Origin of the sequence: Nissabacter sp. SGAir0207, from assembly GCF_005491205.1 — a bacterium.
Classification (GTDB): domain Bacteria; phylum Pseudomonadota; class Gammaproteobacteria; order Enterobacterales; family Enterobacteriaceae; genus Chimaeribacter.
On sequence record NZ_CP028035.1, the window covers coordinates 1,937,974 to 1,956,664 of the forward strand.

The window sequence follows — 18,691 nt, forward strand, 5'->3', positions numbered from 1 at the left end:
ACACTGTAAAGGCCAGCCCAGCGGGGTTGGCCTTTTTCTTATCATGGGGAGGAAAGGATGAATGATCGTATCGGCGTGCTCTCCGGGGACATCACGCGCCTGGAGATAGACGCCATTGTGAATGCCGCCAACAGTTCGCTGCTCGGCGGCGGCGGGGTGGATGGCGCCATCCACCATGCCGGCGGGCCAGAGATTTTGGAAGCCTGCAAACGCATCGGCGGCTGCAAAACCGGTGACGCGGTGATTACCCGCGGCGGCCAGCTGCCAGCGAAATGGGTGATCCATGCCGTTGGCCCGCGCTGGCAGGGCGGCGACCGGGGCGAGATGGATTTGCTGCGCAGCGCCTACCTTCGCTGTTTTGATCTGGCGGCAGAGTATGGCATCCGGCGGCTGGCGTTTCCCAACATCAGCACCGGCATCTATGGCTTCCCGAAACAGGCGGCGGCGGAGATTGCCATCGACGTCACCCGCACCGTGCTGAGCAGCAATACCACGATTGAGGAGGTGCTGTTCATCTGTTTCGACGCGGAGAATGAGGCGATCTACCGGGAGTTGCTGGACCAGCCGGGCGCACAGACCTGACCACGCGTGACGTTGTCACAAAAAGTCAGGGGCAGGGGCAGTATGACGCACTTTTTTACGCTTCCATTGAGGCCAGTTATGGCAAAGCGGTCGCCTCTGCCATGTGTTTATCCTATACTTCCATGGCAAAAATCCTAAATTTCCATGCGCATGACAGGCGTGCAACAAGGGTGAGTAATGAGTAACCGTGCTATCGAACATGTGGTTTTGCTGGATGCCAACCATCAACAAATTGGGATCATGGATAAATCGCAGGTTCATACCGCGCATACCCCGCTGCATCTGGCCTTCTCCTGCTATGTATTTAACGCGGACGGCCAGTTGCTGGTGACGCGCCGCGCCACCAGTAAAGTGGCGTGGCCGGGTGTCTGGACGAATTCGGTCTGCGGCCACCCACAGCAGGGCGAGGCGATGGCCGATGCCGTTCGACGCCGCTGCCTTTATGAGATGGGCCTGCCGGTGGAAGAGGTGGAGCTGGTCACCGACAACTTCCAGTACCGTGAAGTGGACGCCTCCGGCATCGTGGAAAACGAGTACTGCCCGATCTTCCGCGCCTTCAGTGACGCGACGCCCGCACCGCGCGCCAGCGAGGTGATGGACTACCAGTGGGTCGATCTGGAGGCGCTCTATCAGGGGGCCGATGCCGCCCCTTGGGCCTTCAGCCCCTGGATGGTCAAGCAACTCGCGCTGCTGCGCACGCTGGAACACTTCACGCCCGCCACCCAGCCGGTGCAAGTGGGCTAGGGCGGCCACCGCCACCGCCAGCAATGACAACGGGAGCCTGGCTCCCGTTTTTTTATCATCTTCGACACCGCCTTTTTTACGCCTGCTTCTCTTTCCCGTTGGGATAACTGCCCCTCCACAGCGCGCTATTTTTCACGTAGCGACACCAGAATTGTTCGTTTTGCCAGCGCCTTTTTGCCGATGACCGCCGCGTTTGGCTGCTTTTCCGCCAGATTGCTGCATTAATCAGCCGATCTGCCTGATATTCAGGCATTTTCTTCTATAGTTAAACAGGGCTGCCCTGGCCAGCTAGCAGGAAGCCTATCTTTCACTGTCCGTCCGTGATGGGAGGGCCGCGCGGCCATCCTCTTTGATAAGGAGTTTGTGAATGACGTCCAATGGCACCTCACGGCCATCCACGCCTGCCGTGGCGCTGTATGAGCTACTTAACCCTATTCCCTACGGCTTGTTTGTCGCCGCCTGGATTTTCGACATTATTTACATCATCAGCACCAACATCTTTTGGACGCAGGCCGCCAGCTGGCTGATCGCCATTGGGCTGGTACTCGCCATCATCCCGCGGCTGATCAATCTGGTGCAGGTGTGGGTTGGGCACGCCTACCCACAGGGTTCGCCAATCAAGATCCACTTCTGGGCCAACCTGCTGGCCATCATCCTCGCCATCTTTAATGCCTTCATCCACAGCCGGGATGCCTATGCCGTGGTGCCGATGGGCGTGATCCTCTCCACCCTGGTGGTACTGCTGCTGGCGTTCGCCAACCTGCAACTGGCCCTGCGCGAACCCCGTTCCTCTGACATTAAGGCGGTGACCCGATGAGAACGACACATCTGCTTTCCTTGCTGGCCGCCTCCCTGATTCTGGCTGGCTGCGACGACGGCTCCACCCTCGACCCCAATAAGCAGGTAGGGCCGAACCCGGAACTGCCGGAGGCGAAGAACTTCCTGCTGCCACCGATGCAGGTGCCAAGCGGCGTGCCGTGGAAAGAGGGGGAGACCCCCAAGGTCGCGGCAGGGCTGAAAATTGAAAGGATCGCCGAGGGGCTGATGCACCCGCGCCAGCTCTACGTACTGCCGAACAACGATATTCTGGTGGTCGAGGGCAACGCGCCGGAGGGGCAGATTGGCCGGCCGAAGCAACTGATCATGGGGCTGGTTCAGCAATCCTCCGGCAAGGGCGGGCAAGGGGGCAACCGCATCACGCTGCTGCGCAATACCAGCGGCGATGGCCGCACCTGGGAGAAGCATGTTTTCCTGGAGAATCTGCACTCGCCGTTTGGCGTGCAGTTGGTGGGGGACACGCTCTATGTCGCCAATGCCGACAGCCTCTGGAAATATCGCTACCAGACCGGCGAGACGCGCATCACCGATCCGGGCGTTGAACTGGCAGACCTGCCGGGCGGCCCGATCAACCACCACTGGACCAAATCGCTGCTGGCCAGCCCGGACGGCAGTAAACTCTACGTGGGCATTGGCTCGAACAGTAACATCACCGAGAACGGCATCGGCGCGGAGTTCCGGCGGGCGGCGATTCTGGAAGTGGACGCCGCCACCGGCGCGAGCCGCATCTTCGCCAGCGGCCTGCGCAACCCAACCGGGATGCAGTGGGAACCGCAGAGCGGCAAGCTGTGGGCGATCGTCAACGAGCGGGATGAGATTGGCGCGGACTTGGTGCCAGACTACATGACCTCGGTGCAGGATGGCGGTTTCTACGGCTGGCCCTACAGCTACTTCGGCCAGCACATCGATGAGCGCGTCAAACCTCAGCGCCCGGATCTGGTGGCGAAGGCGATCAAACCGGATTACGCGCTCAGTTCACACGTCGCGCCACTCGGCCTGTGGTTCTACACCGGCAACAACTTGCCCGCCGAGTACCGCGGCGGAGCCTTTGTCAGTGAGCACGGCAGCTGGAACCGTAAACCCCTCAATGGCTATCGCGTGTCGTGGGTCGCGTTCCAAAACGGCCAGCCGGTCGGGGAACCGAAGCCGGTGGTGACGGGCTTCCTGACAGATGATCAACAAGAGGTCAGGGGCCTGCCGGTTGGGCTGGCGCAGGATAAACAGGGCGCGCTGCTGGTCGCGGATGATGCTGGCAACATTGTCTGGCGCGTCACCGCCGCAGGCACGCCATAATCTGCCGCTACACCAAGACCATACCGGGCCATGCGCCCGGTATTTTTTTGCCTGTGGAGTAGGGGAGTCAGGAGTGCGCGTCGTGCTGCGCCGCCCGTTTTTGCAGGCGTTCACGGATCACCAGATGGTTGGCGGCCACCACGGCGGCCAGCAACAGGCAGTAGAGGGCGATGATCGCGATGGCCCATGCGGCCAGTCGGCTGTCGAGCCAGGCACCGGCCAGTGCGGCCAACAGCCAGGCAAGCCAGCGCAACCCGAGTCCGCCAGCACTGCGCCAGCTGCCACGCGCCAACGCCCGACCGAGCCTGACCAAGGTTCCAGTGATAAAGGTCACGCCCGGTTCACTGCCGCGTACCTGATTCAACAGGCCCATGGCGATTGCGATGACCAGCACCATCAGCGGCGGATATTGCGGAGCCGTCGCCAGCCAGGCGATCGCCAACAGCAGCGCCACCAATACCAGCAACAACGGCGAACGCCAGCTGCCGGCGCGCCGTCCCAACCAAGCCCCGGCAGTGGTGCCAAACAGGAAAGCCACAATCACACCCAGCAAGGGCAGCGCTTTTTGCAGATCGCCTTGTTGCAGTGCCTGACCCAGCTTGGAAGTATCGCCCGTGACATAGACGGCCAGCAGATCTTTGCTGTGCAGGTAGAGGGTGGCATCCGTCAGCCCGGCGGCGATCACCAGCAGCCAGATAAAGGGCGTAGTCGCATCAAGGCGAAAAGGTTTTACGGTCTGCATGGCGTTTCCTGATCGGGCACGCCAACTGGCGCGTTAATGGAAGGTCGATCTCTTTATAGTCAAGGGTCAGCCATGACGCCATTTATCTTGGAAGAGCAGGGAAGTACCAAACCGGCATAACAGGCCAGCCCATTACGCACCCCCCAATGCAATTTAACATAATATACATTATGCGTACTATTATAATCCTTTGTCTCTCCGGCAGTTTTCGGCCATGCCCGGCAATATGCCCACCCCCCGAATTTACCCATGCCTCTCCAGCGCGATTATCGATACCCGTTTATCAAAACCAGCTTCCGGCGTTTTTTCATGATGATACCGCTTGCCCTGAGGATGCATCCCGTTTCAATGATGCCCACGAATCCAATATGACCAACCGGCGCGGCGTCCCTCTGTCCAGCCTGTACCAATCTCTTCACTACCGATCGCGCTACGTGAAATCCAGATGACAAAGGCACGCCATCTATACCATCCAGAATCTTGGCACTCTCTGCTGTTCAAGACGTTTAAGAGCGGAACCAGCATGGCGCGTAAACTTAACATCATTGGTTCTCGACAAGTTAACGGGGAAATGTCAGTGGCTGCTACATAACAATCTCCTTTTTTGTGACGTTGTCACCAAGCAACCTGCCCTTGCCTTTTTGGGTGGAAATACTCTTCTGCTAGGCTTTGGCTTGCTTTTTTATTTTATGTTAAAAGTTTGTTGTAACTAATAACAGAGATGGTTTTGATTAACACCTTAAGCTTAAAATGTTCTTAACAACCCTCTACTTTCTTTGGGAAATGTTATTTTAAAAATAATTTAATAAATATTAACGCATTCAAGAAATGAATGCTGCTTTGCAATTTCCAACATGTGATAACGCGATCTCCACAGCATATTTTCGTCATCCTAAGCTATTGCCCTTCGAGACCTTCGCCCTCCATTGATTAACTTACGCTGACCCTAAACAATATTTCCTGCAAGGCGGAAACATTCAAAAATAAATTAAAAGGAAAAATTGGTGCGTAACAAAAATCTTATTCTGCTGGCCGGGTTATGCCTGCTTGCCAGCAGTTCACTGGCGCTGGCCGGCACCATTGAGGCCATCAATCACACCAAATGGGCCATTAACCATTTCAGCGTGGACGGCCAGTCCGGTATCGATGTAATCAGTCCCTTTCAGGGAGGTGGCGGCGGATGTTGCTATATGGCCCCTACCCAATGGAAACCTGGCATGACGGTCCGCGTGGACTGGGAAACCGGCGTGGCCTTTGCCGATGATGTGCCGGAAATACCTAAACCAAAGCGTCCTAATCTGGATCATATGGATGCCAAAACAGCAGATTCAGTTGCCTTGCAATACGCTACAGAATTGCAAAAGTGGCAATTAAAAATTAAGAGCATGAGTAAAACACATACCCAGCAGGTACCGCTTCCTCCCTACACTTCAGGCCAGAAAAAGTGTGGCATTACCGTCCACTTCCTGCCCTGCGATGCCGTCAAAGTCACAACCAGTTGCGCTGACTATGGCTCCCCTGACTACCCAATTAAAGAGCCCGTCCATATGAAGGAACCGGCCGTATGTCCGAAATAACGCTTAGTCGGGTCTGGTACCCGACCGAATTCTCGGAACAAACCGAGTCACCTATGTCTTTCTGCAATATATATTTATTTTCAGGTTTATCAAAACACGTTAAATTCATTCAGAGCATCAATGTCATTTTTCAATTTCAGCGAAGAAATAGTGCGAGCCTTGCAGCATTTCCCTACGTTCCCAAATGCATTCAGTCTTACTTCTCTTGTTCTCCATTGATTAAAGGACGCCGCCTTCCAAACACTATTCCCTGCAAAGCGAACACCCTCAAAAGCACATTAAAAGGAATAACCGGTGCGTAAAAAAAATCTTACTCTGCTGACCGGGTTATGCCTGCTTGCCAGCAGTTCACTGGCGTTGGCCGGCACCATTGAAGCCATCAATCACACCAAATGGGCCATTAACCGCTTTAGCGTGGACGGCCAGTCCGGTATCGATGTGATCAGCCCCTTTCAGGGCGGCGGCGGCGGATGTTGCTATATGGCCCCTACCCAATGGAAACCCGGCATGACCGTCCGCGTGGACTGGGAAACCGGCGTGGCCTTTGCCGATGATGTACCGGAAATACCTAAACCTAAAAGACCGATTGAAAATGGACAGACTCGCGAAACCTGGCATCAGGAATGGATGATTTACCATGAAAAAATGCAAGTTTGGAATGCAAAAATTAAGGCAATGAGCAGAAAACATACCCAGCTGGTGCCGCTTCCTCCCTACACTTCGGGCCAGAAAAAGTGTGGCATTACCGTCCACTTCCTGCCCTGCGATGCCGTCAAGGTCACAACCAGTTGCGCTGACTATGGCTCCCCTGACTACCCAATTAAAGAGCCCGTCTATATGAAGGAGCCGGCCGTATGTCCGAAATAACGCTTAGTCGGGTTTGGTACCCGCCCGAATTCCCAGAGCAAGGACGGCTGCCGTCCGATGCCGAGCTTATCATCCAGAACTACGCGAAGCAGGAGAGCCTTGAGCGGGCCTACCACAATGCCCTGTGTCTGGCCGCAAACCGCCGGGTGGCACCCCCCTGCTGCAAGACCCTGCATATCAGCCTGTTTTTTGATGGCACCGGCAATAACCTGAACCATGACCTCTATCAGGCCGTTCCGCCCCATCCCACCAATATTGCCCGCCTGTTCCGGGCCACCATTGGTCAGGGCTACGCTGCCGGGCTGGGCAAACTGAACGAGGCCTTGACGGATCTGCCCGACAGCGGCGGCAACCGGTTCTACAAATATTACATCCCGGGTGTCGGCACTCCCTGCCCGGAGATCATGGATCTTGATTTCAGCCTGACCGGACTGGCCTTTGCTGCCCACGGTGAAGAGCGGATCAACTGGGGCCTGCTGCGCATTATTGATGCGCTGCGGCGGACGACCGGGTTGGGCAGGCTTGATGATGGCGTATGTTGGGCGTCACTCAAAAAGATGACCAACTTAGGGATCATGCCCGCCATGAGTGGCTACTGGAACCGACAGGAAATGTTTGAGCGCCAGCTGAAACAACCGGATCTGTATGACCGGCTGCGCGTTGCCCTCAACCCGGCCGAGCCGGGCAAAATCAGGCTGCTGGGTATCAAACTCTATGTCTATGGCTTCTCACGCGGCGCGGCCGCGGCCCGGGCGTTTGTTAACTGGCTCGGCGAGCTGTTCTTGGAGCCGTTTGCTGGCGCAGAGAAACCAGAGCAGTGCCTGCGCGTTGGCGACCTGAAAATCCCCCTCAGCATCGAGTTTCTGGGCCTGCTGGATACGGTGGCGTCGGTGGGCGTGCCGCATATGGCCCCGGTGGCGGAGGGCCATATGGGCTGGGCCGATGGCAATCAGGAGCTGCCGGCGGAGGAGACCTACGGCGGCCTGATAAAGCGTTGCGTGCATCTGGTGTCGTCCCATGAACAGCGCCTCTGTTTTCCGCTGGACTCTATTCGGCGCACGGATGGCACCTACCCGGCCCACAGCCTGGAGGTGATCTACCCTGGTATGCACTCGGATATCGGCGGCGGCTACCCGCCGGGCGATCAGGGCAAAGCCAATGGAAAAGATGACAGCCTGCTGCTATCGCAGATTGCGCTGCACGAGCTGTATGCCGCGGCCTTTACCGCCGGCGCTCCGCTCAAGGTCAGTCGGGATGCGCTGCCAGAAGATCTGAGAAGAGAGACATGGCGCGTGCTGCCGGAAGATGTCAGACAGGAATATGAAATATCACCAACCCTTGTCACCCGTTTTAATGCATGGCGGGCATTGACGCTCAATCTCCCGCCGTCAGCAGAAAACATCAGTGCAAAAGAGGCGACCACCTATCAGCCTATCCAGGCTGCCGACACCCTGGAGGCCGCGTTAGACGCACAGCTGGGCTGGCTTACGGCCTGGCGTATCCACCGCTATGCCAACGGCACCTGCCAGACCCAGCGTTTCTTTATCGATGCGGCCGCCGACGGGCTGGACCGGCACCGTGACCCGGCCATTCGCCAGGCCGATGAGGCGGCGCGTGAAAGCCGACAGGACGACATTGAACGCACGCGCCAGCAGCTGCTGGCGAGCGCGCCGCCAAAACAGTTTGTCTTGCTGCCGCCGGGTGAAAAAGATTTTGATGCCGCCCTCGGTCAGACCCAGCTGCGGCAGGCTGCCGTCGAATTCAGGCAGGACTATCTTGGCCTCGCGCGTGACCATACCCAGACCTGGTACGTCGAGCCGCTCTATGCCCTAAAAAGCACCATGTTTCTGCTGAACACCGATGACGAATATAGCGAGTGGCTGCGGATGAAAACCGCCGGTGAAAGCCGGCTGCGCGTGCTGTTCCCCGCCGCCGGGGAGGCCAGCAATGCCGCCCAGCCTGGTGGCCTGGTGCGGGCGCTGTTCGATGACCAGGTGCATGACTCCCGGGCCTGGTTCATGCACAGCGCGCTGGGGGCACGTGAACCCTGGGGCAGTTACTTCCGCTACCGGATGGTCTACTTCGGCGAGCGGTGCAGTAAGCCGCTATCGCCGCTGATGGTGGCCGGTGTCGTGGTGGGTGCCGCCACGCTGGTCGAAGGCATCACGTTTATCATCAAGCAGAAAAAAGTCCCGCAGGCAGTGCTGGGCGCAGCGGGCATGCTCGGCGCCCTCACCCTGGAGGTCGAGGCCATCGAGGTGCTCTCCGGGCAGCCTGTTCCCTTACTGCCGGAGGCCGCCCAGTTGCAGGCCTTTACGCAGCAGCCCGGTGCCGTGGTGATACAGCAGAAAAAGGCGATCAGCGACCTGTGGATTGCGCGTGCGAAGCAGGTGATCCGGGCAATCTGCAATACCTCTCAAGTTTCTTGAGATCTCAGAACTGGCGCAAAGAGGCCATTCGTGGTCTCTTCTGCTTATGCCCCTACTATCCTGTTGAATTCTTTTGTTAACACCTAAGCCAAACATTACACTTGTTAATATAATGTTAAGTTTGTTGTAACTAATATCGGTGGGTGAATAAGGCGCCTTGCGGCGCCTGAGTTATTTGAAGTCGGCGTAGGGGGTCAGTGGATTAGGCGGGAGATCCAGGTCGCCCTGCCAGCCGCCGGCGGAGTAGCGGATGTAGATCTGGGCGTGGCTGGGGGTGTAGTCCTCCGCCTGCTGGATGTCGATGCCGGCACCGAGCGTCCAGTGGGAGGTGAGCCGGCGCTCTACAATCGCCTGCACCGTATAACCAAAGCCGGTGCTGCTGCTGCCCTGCTCGATGGCGTCGCGGTCGGCGTAGCTGGCGGGCACCAGTCCCTGTAACGGGTAGCGTGCCTGATCCTTGGTCTTCGAGTAAGACCAGGAGACCGAGCCGCCCAGTTGCCATGACCAGTTGTCACTGCGCTGGCGATAGTTGACCGGCACCGCCAGCGAGAAGTACTGCTGCGGGCTGTAGTAGCCGCCCTGTCCCAGCGAGTAGCCGCTCAAATCCTTCTGGTAGTGCCATAACATGCTGTTCAGGCCGATGGTCGCCCGGCGGTTGTCTTCGTTGATCACCTTGTAGTAGTAGCCGCCCATCAGCCGGGTGCGCTGGTTGTCCGCAACGTTCTTGCCGGTGATCTGGTGGTAGCTCAGGTCAGTCCAAACGCCGTTCGCCCCGCCCTGATCATAGCTGCCGCTGAGGCTGACGCCGGTGGCGCGCACCCCGCCCCAGGTGGTGCCGGTGTTCGGGTCTTTGGTGCCAGCGAAAGAGAGCAGCGAGCTGGAGATGGGTCGCCGCGAGGCGCTGGCCGTCCAGCCAATCTGCCGCCAGTCGCCGCTGTAACTCAGGCCGCCGACCCAATCGACCACCTCAAAACCGAGTGGCGTGGTGCCGATGTCAGCGTTCCAGCGATCGTTGCGCCAGCCAGCGGCGAGGCTGGCACCGCGGGCGGTCTGGTGCTCATCGCCCTGACAGGAGACGCTGTCACAGGTGCCGAAATCCTCGCTGTAGCGGCCATCGCTGGTGTCAAAGGTGCCAGCGTCCATCTGCACGTAGTCGCTGCGCAGGAAGGCGCGGCCATCGCCGAGCGGCATATCGGCCTGCAACATGGTGGTGTTGGCCGATAGGTCTGAGTAGCCGCCGGTGCCGCTGGAACCCCAGTAGTCATGGCCGAGGGTGAGCGTTACCTCCTGCTGGCGGTAGGCGTCGGCAGCATCGGCACGGATGCCGCGCTTCAGCCAGTCATCCCCGGCGTGGTTGCGCGTCAGGCGGGTGTAACCCTCGTTGTCACGCGGGGTGGCGGGCGTGATGCCGCTGGAGACCATCGCCTCACCGAAATCCTCACGCGCCTGCGGGTAGTCGCCCCGCTGCTGCGCCAACCGCGCGCTGTCGCGGAAAATCAGTGCGCTGGTCAGCCCCGGCCCCGCCTGACGGGCGGCGGGCTTGAGGCGGGCGAGCAGTGTGGCGGCACGCTCCGGCTCGCCAACGCCCTGCCAGGCGGTGGCGATGCGCCGCTGCTGGTTGAGGGTCAGGCTCTCCGCTGGCATCTTGCCCAGCGGCTCCAGTTGGCGGCGCGCGGCCGCCAGATCGCCGGTGGTTAGCGCCGTCTCGGCCAGCCCCAGTCGGGCATCGGCATTCGTCGGATCCTGTGCCAGCACGCGGTTAAAACCGGTACGCGCCGCCGTATAGTCGCCATCCTCCTGCGCCCACTCCGCCAACGTCAGTTCAATGCGTGGCTGGGGCGGCAGGCTGCGCAACAGCCGCGCCGCACCGGCCTTGTCACCCCGTTCGCGCAGCGCCAGCGCCCGGTTGATCGCCTGCTCCTGCTGCAACCGCTGCGCCAGTTCACGCATATTGTCCGACCACTGGTCGCGCGGCAGTTGGTTGAGCACCGCAATCGCCTGATTGTCACGATCGCGGGAGGAGAGGTAGAGCGCATAGGCGTAGTTCTCCTGTGCGCCGGGCGGATGGGCAGCGATAAAGTCGCGGAACAGCCGGTCGCCCTGCGCACCCTGCCCGATCTGTTGCAGCGCGCCCGCCTGACGGTAGACCAGCCAGACATCATCCGGCGCATAGCGGCGGGCGGCGGCATAGGCCTCCGCCGCCTCACGCCAGCGCTGCTGTTGGTTAAGCTGGTCAGCTTGCGCGCTGAGCAGATCGCCCTGCAAGCGGTTGAGGGTGTCGGTCAATCCCTTGCGCTGGCTGGCAGGCAGGCTGTTGAGGAAGGCCAGCGCCCGCTCCGGGGACTGCTTCTGGTAGACGTTGGTCAGCCCGCGTAGCGCGCTGCCGTTGTCCGGCTCAATGCGCCGCGCCTGCTGGTAGAAGCGCTCTGCCGCCGGCAGGTCGTTGCGCGCCAGCGCCACATCACCCCGGCCAAGCAGCGCGTAGGGGTCGTCGCTCTCCAGCGGCACCGCCTGCTGGTAGAAGGTGTCGGCCGCCGCAAAATTATTGGCTTTAAGGGCCTTATCGCCCTGCTCAATCAACAGCCAGTAGCGGTTGCTGTTGATTAGGCTGGTCCACTTGCCGCTGTGGAAGCCGTCGGTGTCCACCTTCTGCGCCTGCTCGAACAATCCGATCGCCTTGGCACGGTCGCCGGAGCGCGCCCACGCCACGCCGAGCGCACCGAGCAGATCCGGGTCATTGGGGGTGGCACGCAGCGCCTGCTCCAGCACCGGGATCGCCTCGCGGCTGCCGCCCTGATCAACCTGCGCCAGCCCACGCAACCGCGCCTGATAGGCCGGGTCGGCCAGCTGGGTCTGCTGGCGTGCCAGCTCCTGCCGACCGGCGGTGGCGGCATTGCCGCTGTCAAACACCGTCAGGAAGCGGTTGAGCGCCGCCACGCTCTCTGGCGTCACCGTCATGCGTTTGATGCGGTTGAGCCAGATATCGCCAGCGGCCTCGCGGGAGGCGGCATCCTTCGCCACCTGCTCCAGCATCGCGTAGCCCTCCGGCTCGCGGTTTTGGCTGAAGAAGAGTTGGGCCAGCGCCATTCGCACCTGGGTGTCACCGGGCGTGGCGCGATCGATGGCCTGTAACTGGCGGGTGGCCTCCGGCGCCTGCTGTGGCATCCGCGCCACCAGTTGCCAGTACTCCACCGCCAGCTCCGTGCTCGGCGGCGGCCCCTTGAACACCGAGTCATAGGCGGCGCGCGCATCGTCGAGTCGACCAGCGGTCGCCAGCAGCCGCGCCTGTTGCAATTGCTGGCGCTGGTCAGGCTGGGTCAGCCCCACCAGCACCTCCGCCTGACGAAACAGCGCCGAGCCGGGCGCGACCTGTTGCAGCCGCGCCAGCTGTTGCTGTGCCAGCGTGGCGTTGCCCTGACGCAGCGCCAGCCGCAACCGCGCCATGATCACCTGCGGGTTGGCCGGTGACATCAGCTCCAGCCGGTGCAGCGACTGCTCCACCAGCGCATCCTGATGAGTGGCCTCACCCAGCCGCACCTGGCCCAGCAGCCATGCCTCGGGTGACACTGCCTCACCGGCTGGCGGCGAGAGCGCCTGCTCCACCGCCGGTGCCAGGGGGGAGAGCGTCAGGCTCAGGGCCAGCGGCAGCGCTGGCCGCAGAAAGGTTTTACGCATGGTCAGTCCTGATGGTCATCATGGGTCATCACACGACGGCGGCTCAGGCTGCGCAAGGCCATCCACAGCAGCAGCGCCACAATCACCACCAGCACCGCAGCCATCACCGCCAGCCAGCCGGGATGGTTCGCCAGCGTGCTCCATGCCTGCTCCCACCACGGCAAATGGCCCACGTAGTAGACGTCGCCGACGCGCAGGCTATTGACACCCGAGGCGCGCACCACCGCCACCGAGCCACTCATCGCCGCGCGTTTGCCGCTATCCTGCAAGGCATCGTTCATCAGGCCCTGCCCCTCGGCGTTATTCGCCAGCAGCGCCACAATGCTGCGTTGATCGTTATTGGGCGACTGCACCCCAACAATCGCCGCCATCGGCGCGGACGCCGTGATGGTCGTGCGGCTATCGGCGGTGGTATCGCCCTCCCCGGCCACGCTATCCGGCAGCGGCAGCGGGCGGCGCGGTTGGGTCACCCAACTCTGGGTGGCGTCCACCAGCACATTGAGCTGTTTGTCATTCTGCAAGTCAGGCGGAATGGCACCAATCATCAGGATATCGTCATCGCTCTGTTTGGCCTGCTGCCAGTTATCACTGATCTTCACCCCCAGCGCCGGATAGCCGGTCAGGGAGCCGATGCGCCCGAGCGTATCGAACAAGGTGGTCAGCTGCACCGGCTGGGGCTGCGGGTTGACCAGCACCAGCGTCTGCGACAGGTCGGCCATGCGGCTGAATGGGAAACCGGCATTGACGAAGGCGCGCAGGTCAGGCATCGGCATATAGTGGCGATAGCCCGAGAAGTCGATGGTGGAGCTATCGTCAATCACCACATGGTTATTGACGGTGGTAAAGGTTTCACAGCGATCGGTACGGCTACTGGCGATCAGCGAGGCGTACTCGAAATCGAAGCGCATCTGGTTGATGGCACCGAGTTTCAGTGCCGGGATATTGACCTGTTGCCCATCGTCAAACAGCCCCAGCAGCGGCAGGCGCAGCAGCTGTGCCCCCTCGCGGGTATCGGGCTTCAGCGGGAAGGCGTGGGCAAACTGGTTATTGAGGTTAATGCTCAGGTGCGAGGTGCTCGCCTGTGCCGGTGGCGTATAGCGATACTTCAGCTGCATGGTAATACCGGCATTGCGCACCAGATAGAGATCGGGCGGCAGGTTGAGGTTCACCGAGATCGGATAGGGCTGGATGCCGTCGGCCTGTAGCTGCTCCGGGAAGGTCTTCAATTCGCCGAAGGTGGTCGGCCGATCCGTATGCACCCAGAATGGCGCGTCATAGGGCTGGCGTGGCGCGAGCTGGTCAACCTTGGTCACTGCCACCTGTTGGCCGCGGAACAGAATATTGCCCTGCGCGATGCCGGTTACCGCCTGCACCAGATCCTTGTCATCGCGTCCCTGTACCACCAGCAGCTTCACATAGGGGTTATCCGGGTGGGTGATCATCTGCACCGTTGGCCCGGTAGCGGGCGGCAGGTCGCGCAGGAAGTCCGGGCGACGGTCATTGGTGGCGAACACCACCGCATGGCGATCCGGCAGTTGGTTATAGAGCACCGGGAAGTGCTGGCCGCGCCATTGGGCCTGTGTACCAAACCAGGAGGCCAGTTTGGCGGCCGCCTGCTGCATCCCGAGATCCGGCTGGCCAGCAAACACCATCGGCAGCGTCAGCGGCTGGTTGTCCCGTTTGTCGAAGAACGGCTCCGGGAAGTGCGCGAGATCGTTATCCACCGGCAGTTTCTGGACGCGCAGGTCGAGCGAGCTGGCCTTGCCGATATCCACCCACAGCGTGGTATTCGCCGGATTCTCACAGATGCGCTGATAGTGGCCAATGAACGACAGCTTCAGCCGGTTGAAGTCGCTGATGTAGCGCGGGTCAATCGGCAGCTGGATCTGGTTGGCCTTGCCGAGCTGGTCGGCGGCGATGGACACCACCCCCATTAGCTGGTCATTCAGGTAGACCTTGATCTGTGACTCCACCGGGATCAGCGAGGGCGACGGCGTATATTGGAGGTTAAGGGTCGCCTGTGTCACCACCTCATCGCTGCGCACGCCAAACTCAATCTGCCCCTCCGGGGCGAGGCCACGCAGGGTAAAGGTGCCGGGGGGTGGCGCCAGTTGGGGAAAGCCCAGCTGCATGTCGCGCACCGGGGCCGACGGGTTGCTGGCCGCCGGGGCATCCGGGGTGACCAGCGGCGTCACGGGCAACTGGGCCTGAGCGTTCATGCTGACCAGCGTGGTCAGGCTAAGGGCAACGGCGGTATAGCAGGTCAATAGTCTAATCATCGGTGTCATCATCTTGGTGAGTTCACAGCCTGGGGCGCCCCATGCGCCGCAGGAAGGGCCGTTACGCTACGGGGGGCCAATGAGATCAACCCGGCAAGCAGCGCATTGATCAGCCGCACGGGCGATCTGATCACTGCCGGCAAGTGGTCGGCCATCCGCACATAGCCGCGGATGCCCAGCAGCATCACTTCCCGCAGGCTGGCGAGTGGCCGGTCTTCCGGGAAGCTGTCCCCCTGCACCACCCAGGTATCGGCGCGCGCGAAGGTACACTGCACGAAGTCAATTTGCTGGCGCACGCTAAGGTTGTCGGTGCGCATCCCCAGCCGGTTGCCGAACTGGCGGGTAATGACGCAGGGGAAACTGAACTCCTGATTGCCGCGCCGTAACAGCAGATGCAGGCTATCGTCGCGGCGGAAGTGGTCGGCGGCGTTCTCCAACTCGACGCCCACGCCGCCGTCGGAGTAGTCCACCAGCGTACAGGGGAAGAGGTGCCCGTCGGCGCGCATCAGGGCGGCGGGCAGCGCGATCTCCACACGGTGCGCCTGGCGAACCTGTTTCGCCTCAAAGGCCACCGCCGTCGCGCCGCCGAGGATAATCATGTTGTAGAGCACCCACAGCAAACTGACCACCACGGTGAGGCGCTCATCAGGGATGCCATCCACCAGCCGCCAGATCCCCACCAGCAGGCCAAACAGGTTGAGCAGCATCAGTACGCGGTAGGGTTTGGAGATATTCCAGTCCACATAGGACTCCTCCACCAGCCCTCCCTTGGCGGTGACGTCAAACACGCCGCCGTGCGGGCGGAACAGCGCCACCGTGGTGGGCCGGGCGATATACCACGCCAGCACCGTCTCGTAGATCTCGCTCCAGAAGGAGTGGCGGTATTTCCCTTGGATGCGCGAGTTGGTCAGGCCAGCGTGCACCATATGCGGGAAGACGTAGAGCACAATCGCCAGCGCGGGCGCATAGATGATGTAGGCGTGGAACAGCAGGAAGGCCAGCGGCGCAAGCAGGAAGATCAGCCGCGGCACGCCCGCGAGGAAGTGCATCATCGCATTGACGTAGCAGAGCCGCTGCGCCAGCTTCAGCCCTTTGCCAAACAGCGGGTTGTCGAGCCGGAAGATCTGCACCATGCCGCGCGCCCAGCGGATGCGCTGGCGGATATGCGAGGAGAGGCTCTCGGTCGCCAGCCCCGCCGCCTGCGGGATGCGGATATAGGCGGAGGTGTAACCATGCCGGTGCATACGCAGCGAGGTGTGCGCATCCTCAGTCACCGTCTCCACCGCAATGCCGCCAATCTCATTCAGCACGTCGCGGCGCAGCACCGCACAGGAGCCGCAGAAGAAGGTGGCGTCCCACAGGTCGTTGCCATCCTGTACCAGCCCATAGAACAGCGCGCCCTCATTGGGGGCCTGACGGAACCGCCCCAGATTGCGCTCAAACGGGTCAGGCGAGAAGAAGTGGTGCGGCGTCTGCAACATGCTGAGCTGCTTATCCTTGAAGAACCAGCCCACCGTCATCTGGAGGAAGGAGCGGGTCGGCACGTGGTCGCAGTCAAAAATCGCCACCAGATCGCCGGTCGCCTGCTTCAGGGCGTTATTGATGTTCCCCGCCTTGGCGTGCTCATGGGTCGGCCGGGCGATGTAGCGGATGCCAATCTCCTCGGCAAAGGCACGGAAGGCCGGGCGGTTGCCATCATCCAGCAGCCAGACATCCAGTTTGTCCTTCGGCCAGTCCATTCCCAGCGCCGCATAGAGGGTCGGCTTCACCACGCTAAGGTCTTCGTTATAGGTCGGCACCATCACATCGACGTGCGGCCAGGTGGAGATGTCCTCTGGCATCGGCACCGGCTTGCGGTTCAGCGGCCAGATGGTCTGGAAGTACCCGAGCACCAGCACCAGCCAGGCATAGGTCTCCGCCACCAGCAGCGTGACGCCAAAGAACAGGCTCAGGGGATCGTCCCAGTTCAGCGTTTCGGTATAGCGCCACCACAGGTAGCGGCAGGAGACGGTCAGCGACAGCACAATCAGCATCAGCGTCGGCAAACGGCCGGGGATGTTGCGCACCACCATCGCGATGCCCCACAGCAGCAGCACAAACACAAACTGGGAGAACAAACCAAACGGCTGGGAGATACAGAACCACGCCAGCACCAGCGCCACCGCGCAGCAGGCCAGATAGAGCACGCGCCGCAGCAGGCGGTTCATGCGTGCCAGCCGACGGATGGCCTGACGTTCCAACTGGCTGGAGGCCACGCGCGTCGGCAGGTGCGCCAGTTGGGCAATCATCTTCTGCCGCCAGCGCGACAGAATCGGCACCACGCGCCGCTCACGGGGGGTGCGCACCCGCCGGCCCGGCAGGGTCAGCAGCAGCCACCCGGCCTGCAACAGGTAGCGCAGGCCATCCAGCAGCCGTGGCTTGTGCGGCGCGATGTGCGGGAACCAGTGGCGCGGATGGGCGCGCAGCGGCTGCCAGGCGGGCGACTCCAGCCGCAGAAACAGCCAGGCCAGCGCCACCCACATGGTCATCAGCGCGCTCGCCAGCACCCCGGCGCGATGGCGGCGGTAGTCCTGATAGCGCTCGCGCAACGCCTGCGTCACCGGCGGCAGCAGAAACAGCCTCAGCAGCGCACTCATGCCGTGCCCCCCTTCAGGTTGATCAGGCACCAGTTTGCCAATATCACCATCTCATTGGCCGCCAGACTCTGCGGGCGGTACTCCCCCACCGGCTGCTTGGCGGCCAGCGCCTCGCTCACCGCCTCATCGCGGTGAAGGGTCACCGGCACCAGCCCGGTCAGGCTGTGCTGCCACAGCAGCAGCAGATCCTGTTGCAGCTGGCTGGTGGGACTGAATTGGTTGACCAACAGCACGCTCTGGGGCGCGGTCGGTTGCTGGTGCAGGCGGGCATGGCAGTTGGCATCGGGAGCCAGCACCCGCAGCAGCCGGTCAGGCTGCGCCAGCGCCTGCCAGACCAGCGGGTCACTGCCGCTGGGGGTATCCAGCAACACCCACTGGTAGTGCCCGGCGCGGGCCAGCGCAGCGACGTCCGGCAGTGTGCCGGTATCACTGTGGCCGAAGGGCAGCAGATCCAGCCCCGGCAGGTAGCGCAATGCCGCCTGTTGCCAGGGGCGGCCCGCCTGCCCGGCCTCGGCCCAGCCGCGGCCGTCATCAAAGGGGACGTTGAAGTGCAGGCGCAGCAGGTTACTGGGGCTGGCGTCCACCACCAGCACCCGCTCCCCCAGACTTTGCAGCGCCCAGGCCAGCCCGGCGGTCACCGCACTGGCCCCCACGCCGCCGCGTATCCCCTGTATGGCAATCACCGGCATCTAGACGGACTCCCCATCATCTGGCCGGGCGCTCAGCTCACTGAGCAGCGGCCAGCGCGCCAGCAGTTCCGGGATACGTGCCTGCCGGGCAATATCCACATAGTGGAAGGCCGGTAGCCCGAAGGTGCGGTGCAGCGCTAAAAAATCATCACTGATGGGTGGGATAGCCGAAATGGGCTTATGTTGATCGCTGTTATCCATGCCTCATCCCTTAAACGGATCATTACCGATAACTCACTAAAAAATAGGAATTCCAGCCGTTATCACGCGCCGTCATCCACTATTTTTTATGTGTAAAGTTTGTGTTTACAAATGCCAATGTTAGACTGACTTATAGGTTT

The 18,691-nt window shown here is 61.2% G+C and carries 13 protein-coding genes; 7 read left to right on the forward strand and 6 right to left on the reverse strand.

The window, feature by feature from the left end; genetic code table 11:
- Positions 1-57: 57 nt before the first annotated feature.
- The 4 genes from C1N62_RS08355 (at position 58) to C1N62_RS08370 (ending at position 3,456) form a co-directional block, all read left to right on the forward strand.
- Complete coding sequence (locus C1N62_RS08355) at positions 58-582, forward strand: O-acetyl-ADP-ribose deacetylase (RefSeq protein ID WP_137763195.1); 525 nt, start codon at positions 58-60, stop codon at positions 580-582.
- 177 nt (positions 583-759) lie between these two features.
- Positions 760-1,326, forward strand: coding sequence for an isopentenyl-diphosphate Delta-isomerase (idi, locus tag C1N62_RS08360; RefSeq protein WP_137763196.1), 567 nt, complete (start codon positions 760-762; stop codon positions 1,324-1,326).
- Between the two features lie 367 nt (positions 1,327-1,693).
- Positions 1,694-2,143, forward strand: coding sequence for a DUF2231 domain-containing protein (locus C1N62_RS08365; protein WP_137763197.1), 450 nt, complete (start codon positions 1,694-1,696; stop codon positions 2,141-2,143).
- Positions 2,140-3,456, forward strand: a complete 1,317-nt coding sequence (locus C1N62_RS08370; protein ID WP_137763198.1) for a sorbosone dehydrogenase family protein — start codon at positions 2,140-2,142, stop codon at positions 3,454-3,456. The genes C1N62_RS08365 and C1N62_RS08370 overlap by 4 nt, the downstream gene beginning before the upstream one ends.
- 67 nt (positions 3,457-3,523) lie before the next feature.
- On the opposite strand, the gene C1N62_RS08375 is transcribed toward C1N62_RS08370, so the two are convergent.
- Entirely contained in the window at positions 3,524-4,198 is a 675-nt protein-coding gene (locus C1N62_RS08375; protein ID WP_137763199.1) for a DUF1275 family protein, read from the reverse strand.
- A gap of 1,004 nt (positions 4,199-5,202) precedes the next feature.
- Between C1N62_RS08375 and C1N62_RS08380 the strand changes: the two genes are divergently transcribed.
- From C1N62_RS08380 to C1N62_RS08390, 3 genes are all read left to right on the forward strand, one after another.
- Positions 5,203-5,775 carry a DUF3304 domain-containing protein gene (locus C1N62_RS08380; protein ID WP_137763200.1) on the forward strand — a complete coding sequence of 191 codons (573 nt, stop codon included), beginning with the start codon at positions 5,203-5,205 and terminating at the stop codon, positions 5,773-5,775.
- Positions 5,776-6,069: 294 nt separating this feature from the next.
- Entirely contained in the window at positions 6,070-6,642 is a 573-nt protein-coding gene (locus tag C1N62_RS08385; protein WP_137763201.1) for a DUF3304 domain-containing protein, read from the forward strand.
- The gene (locus C1N62_RS08390) at positions 6,630-9,071 is read left to right on the forward strand and encodes a DUF2235 domain-containing protein (RefSeq protein WP_137763202.1); all 2,442 of its coding nucleotides are present in this window, start codon (positions 6,630-6,632) and stop codon (positions 9,069-9,071) included. The genes C1N62_RS08385 and C1N62_RS08390 overlap by 13 nt, the downstream gene beginning before the upstream one ends.
- A 171-nt stretch (positions 9,072-9,242) precedes the next feature.
- Here the strand turns inward: C1N62_RS08390 and bcsC are convergent, their stop codons facing one another.
- The 5 genes from bcsC to bcsR are packed head-to-tail and all read right to left on the reverse strand — an operon-like array spanning position 9,243 to position 18,551.
- The gene (bcsC, locus tag C1N62_RS08395; protein ID WP_137763203.1) at positions 9,243-12,746 is read right to left on the reverse strand and encodes a cellulose synthase complex outer membrane protein BcsC; all 3,504 of its coding nucleotides are present in this window, start codon (positions 12,744-12,746) and stop codon (positions 9,243-9,245) included.
- Positions 12,747-12,748: 2 nt separating this feature from the next.
- Positions 12,749-15,025 carry a cellulose biosynthesis cyclic di-GMP-binding regulatory protein BcsB gene (gene bcsB, locus C1N62_RS08400; protein WP_137763204.1) on the reverse strand — a complete coding sequence of 759 codons (2,277 nt, stop codon included), beginning with the start codon at positions 15,023-15,025 and terminating at the stop codon, positions 12,749-12,751.
- Between the two features lie 8 nt (positions 15,026-15,033).
- Positions 15,034-17,661 carry a UDP-forming cellulose synthase catalytic subunit gene (bcsA, locus tag C1N62_RS08405; RefSeq protein ID WP_137763205.1) on the reverse strand — a complete coding sequence of 876 codons (2,628 nt, stop codon included), beginning with the start codon at positions 17,659-17,661 and terminating at the stop codon, positions 15,034-15,036.
- The gene (gene bcsQ, locus C1N62_RS08410) at positions 17,658-18,350 is read right to left on the reverse strand and encodes a cellulose biosynthesis protein BcsQ (protein ID WP_137763206.1); all 693 of its coding nucleotides are present in this window, start codon (positions 18,348-18,350) and stop codon (positions 17,658-17,660) included. Before bcsQ ends, bcsA begins: the two co-directional genes overlap by 4 nt.
- Entirely contained in the window at positions 18,351-18,551 is a 201-nt protein-coding gene (gene bcsR / locus C1N62_RS08415; protein WP_137763207.1) for a cellulose biosynthesis protein BcsR, read from the reverse strand.
- Positions 18,552-18,691 lie beyond the last annotated feature (140 nt).

Excerpts from the sequence above, each read along its gene's own strand:
- C1N62_RS08355 (WP_137763195.1), top strand. The coding sequence starts at position 58 with ATGAATGATCGTATCGGCGTGCTCTCCGGGGACATCACGCGCCTGGAG.
- idi (WP_137763196.1), top strand. The coding sequence starts at position 760 with ATGAGTAACCGTGCTATCGAACATGTGGTTTTGCTGGATGCCAACCAT.
- C1N62_RS08365 (WP_137763197.1), top strand. The coding sequence starts at position 1,694 with ATGACGTCCAATGGCACCTCACGGCCATCCACGCCTGCCGTGGCGCTG.
- C1N62_RS08370 (WP_137763198.1), top strand. The coding sequence starts at position 2,140 with ATGAGAACGACACATCTGCTTTCCTTGCTGGCCGCCTCCCTGATTCTG.
- C1N62_RS08375 (WP_137763199.1), bottom strand. The coding sequence starts at position 4,198 with ATGCAGACCGTAAAACCTTTTCGCCTTGATGCGACTACGCCCTTTATC.
- C1N62_RS08390 (WP_137763202.1), top strand. The coding sequence starts at position 6,630 with ATGTCCGAAATAACGCTTAGTCGGGTTTGGTACCCGCCCGAATTCCCA.
- bcsC (WP_137763203.1), bottom strand. The coding sequence starts at position 12,746 with ATGCGTAAAACCTTTCTGCGGCCAGCGCTGCCGCTGGCCCTGAGCCTG.
- bcsB (WP_137763204.1), bottom strand. The coding sequence starts at position 15,025 with ATGATTAGACTATTGACCTGCTATACCGCCGTTGCCCTTAGCCTGACC.
- bcsA (WP_137763205.1), bottom strand. The coding sequence starts at position 17,661 with ATGAGTGCGCTGCTGAGGCTGTTTCTGCTGCCGCCGGTGACGCAGGCG.
- bcsQ (WP_137763206.1), bottom strand. The coding sequence starts at position 18,350 with ATGCCGGTGATTGCCATACAGGGGATACGCGGCGGCGTGGGGGCCAGT.
- bcsR (WP_137763207.1), bottom strand. The coding sequence starts at position 18,551 with ATGGATAACAGCGATCAACATAAGCCCATTTCGGCTATCCCACCCATC.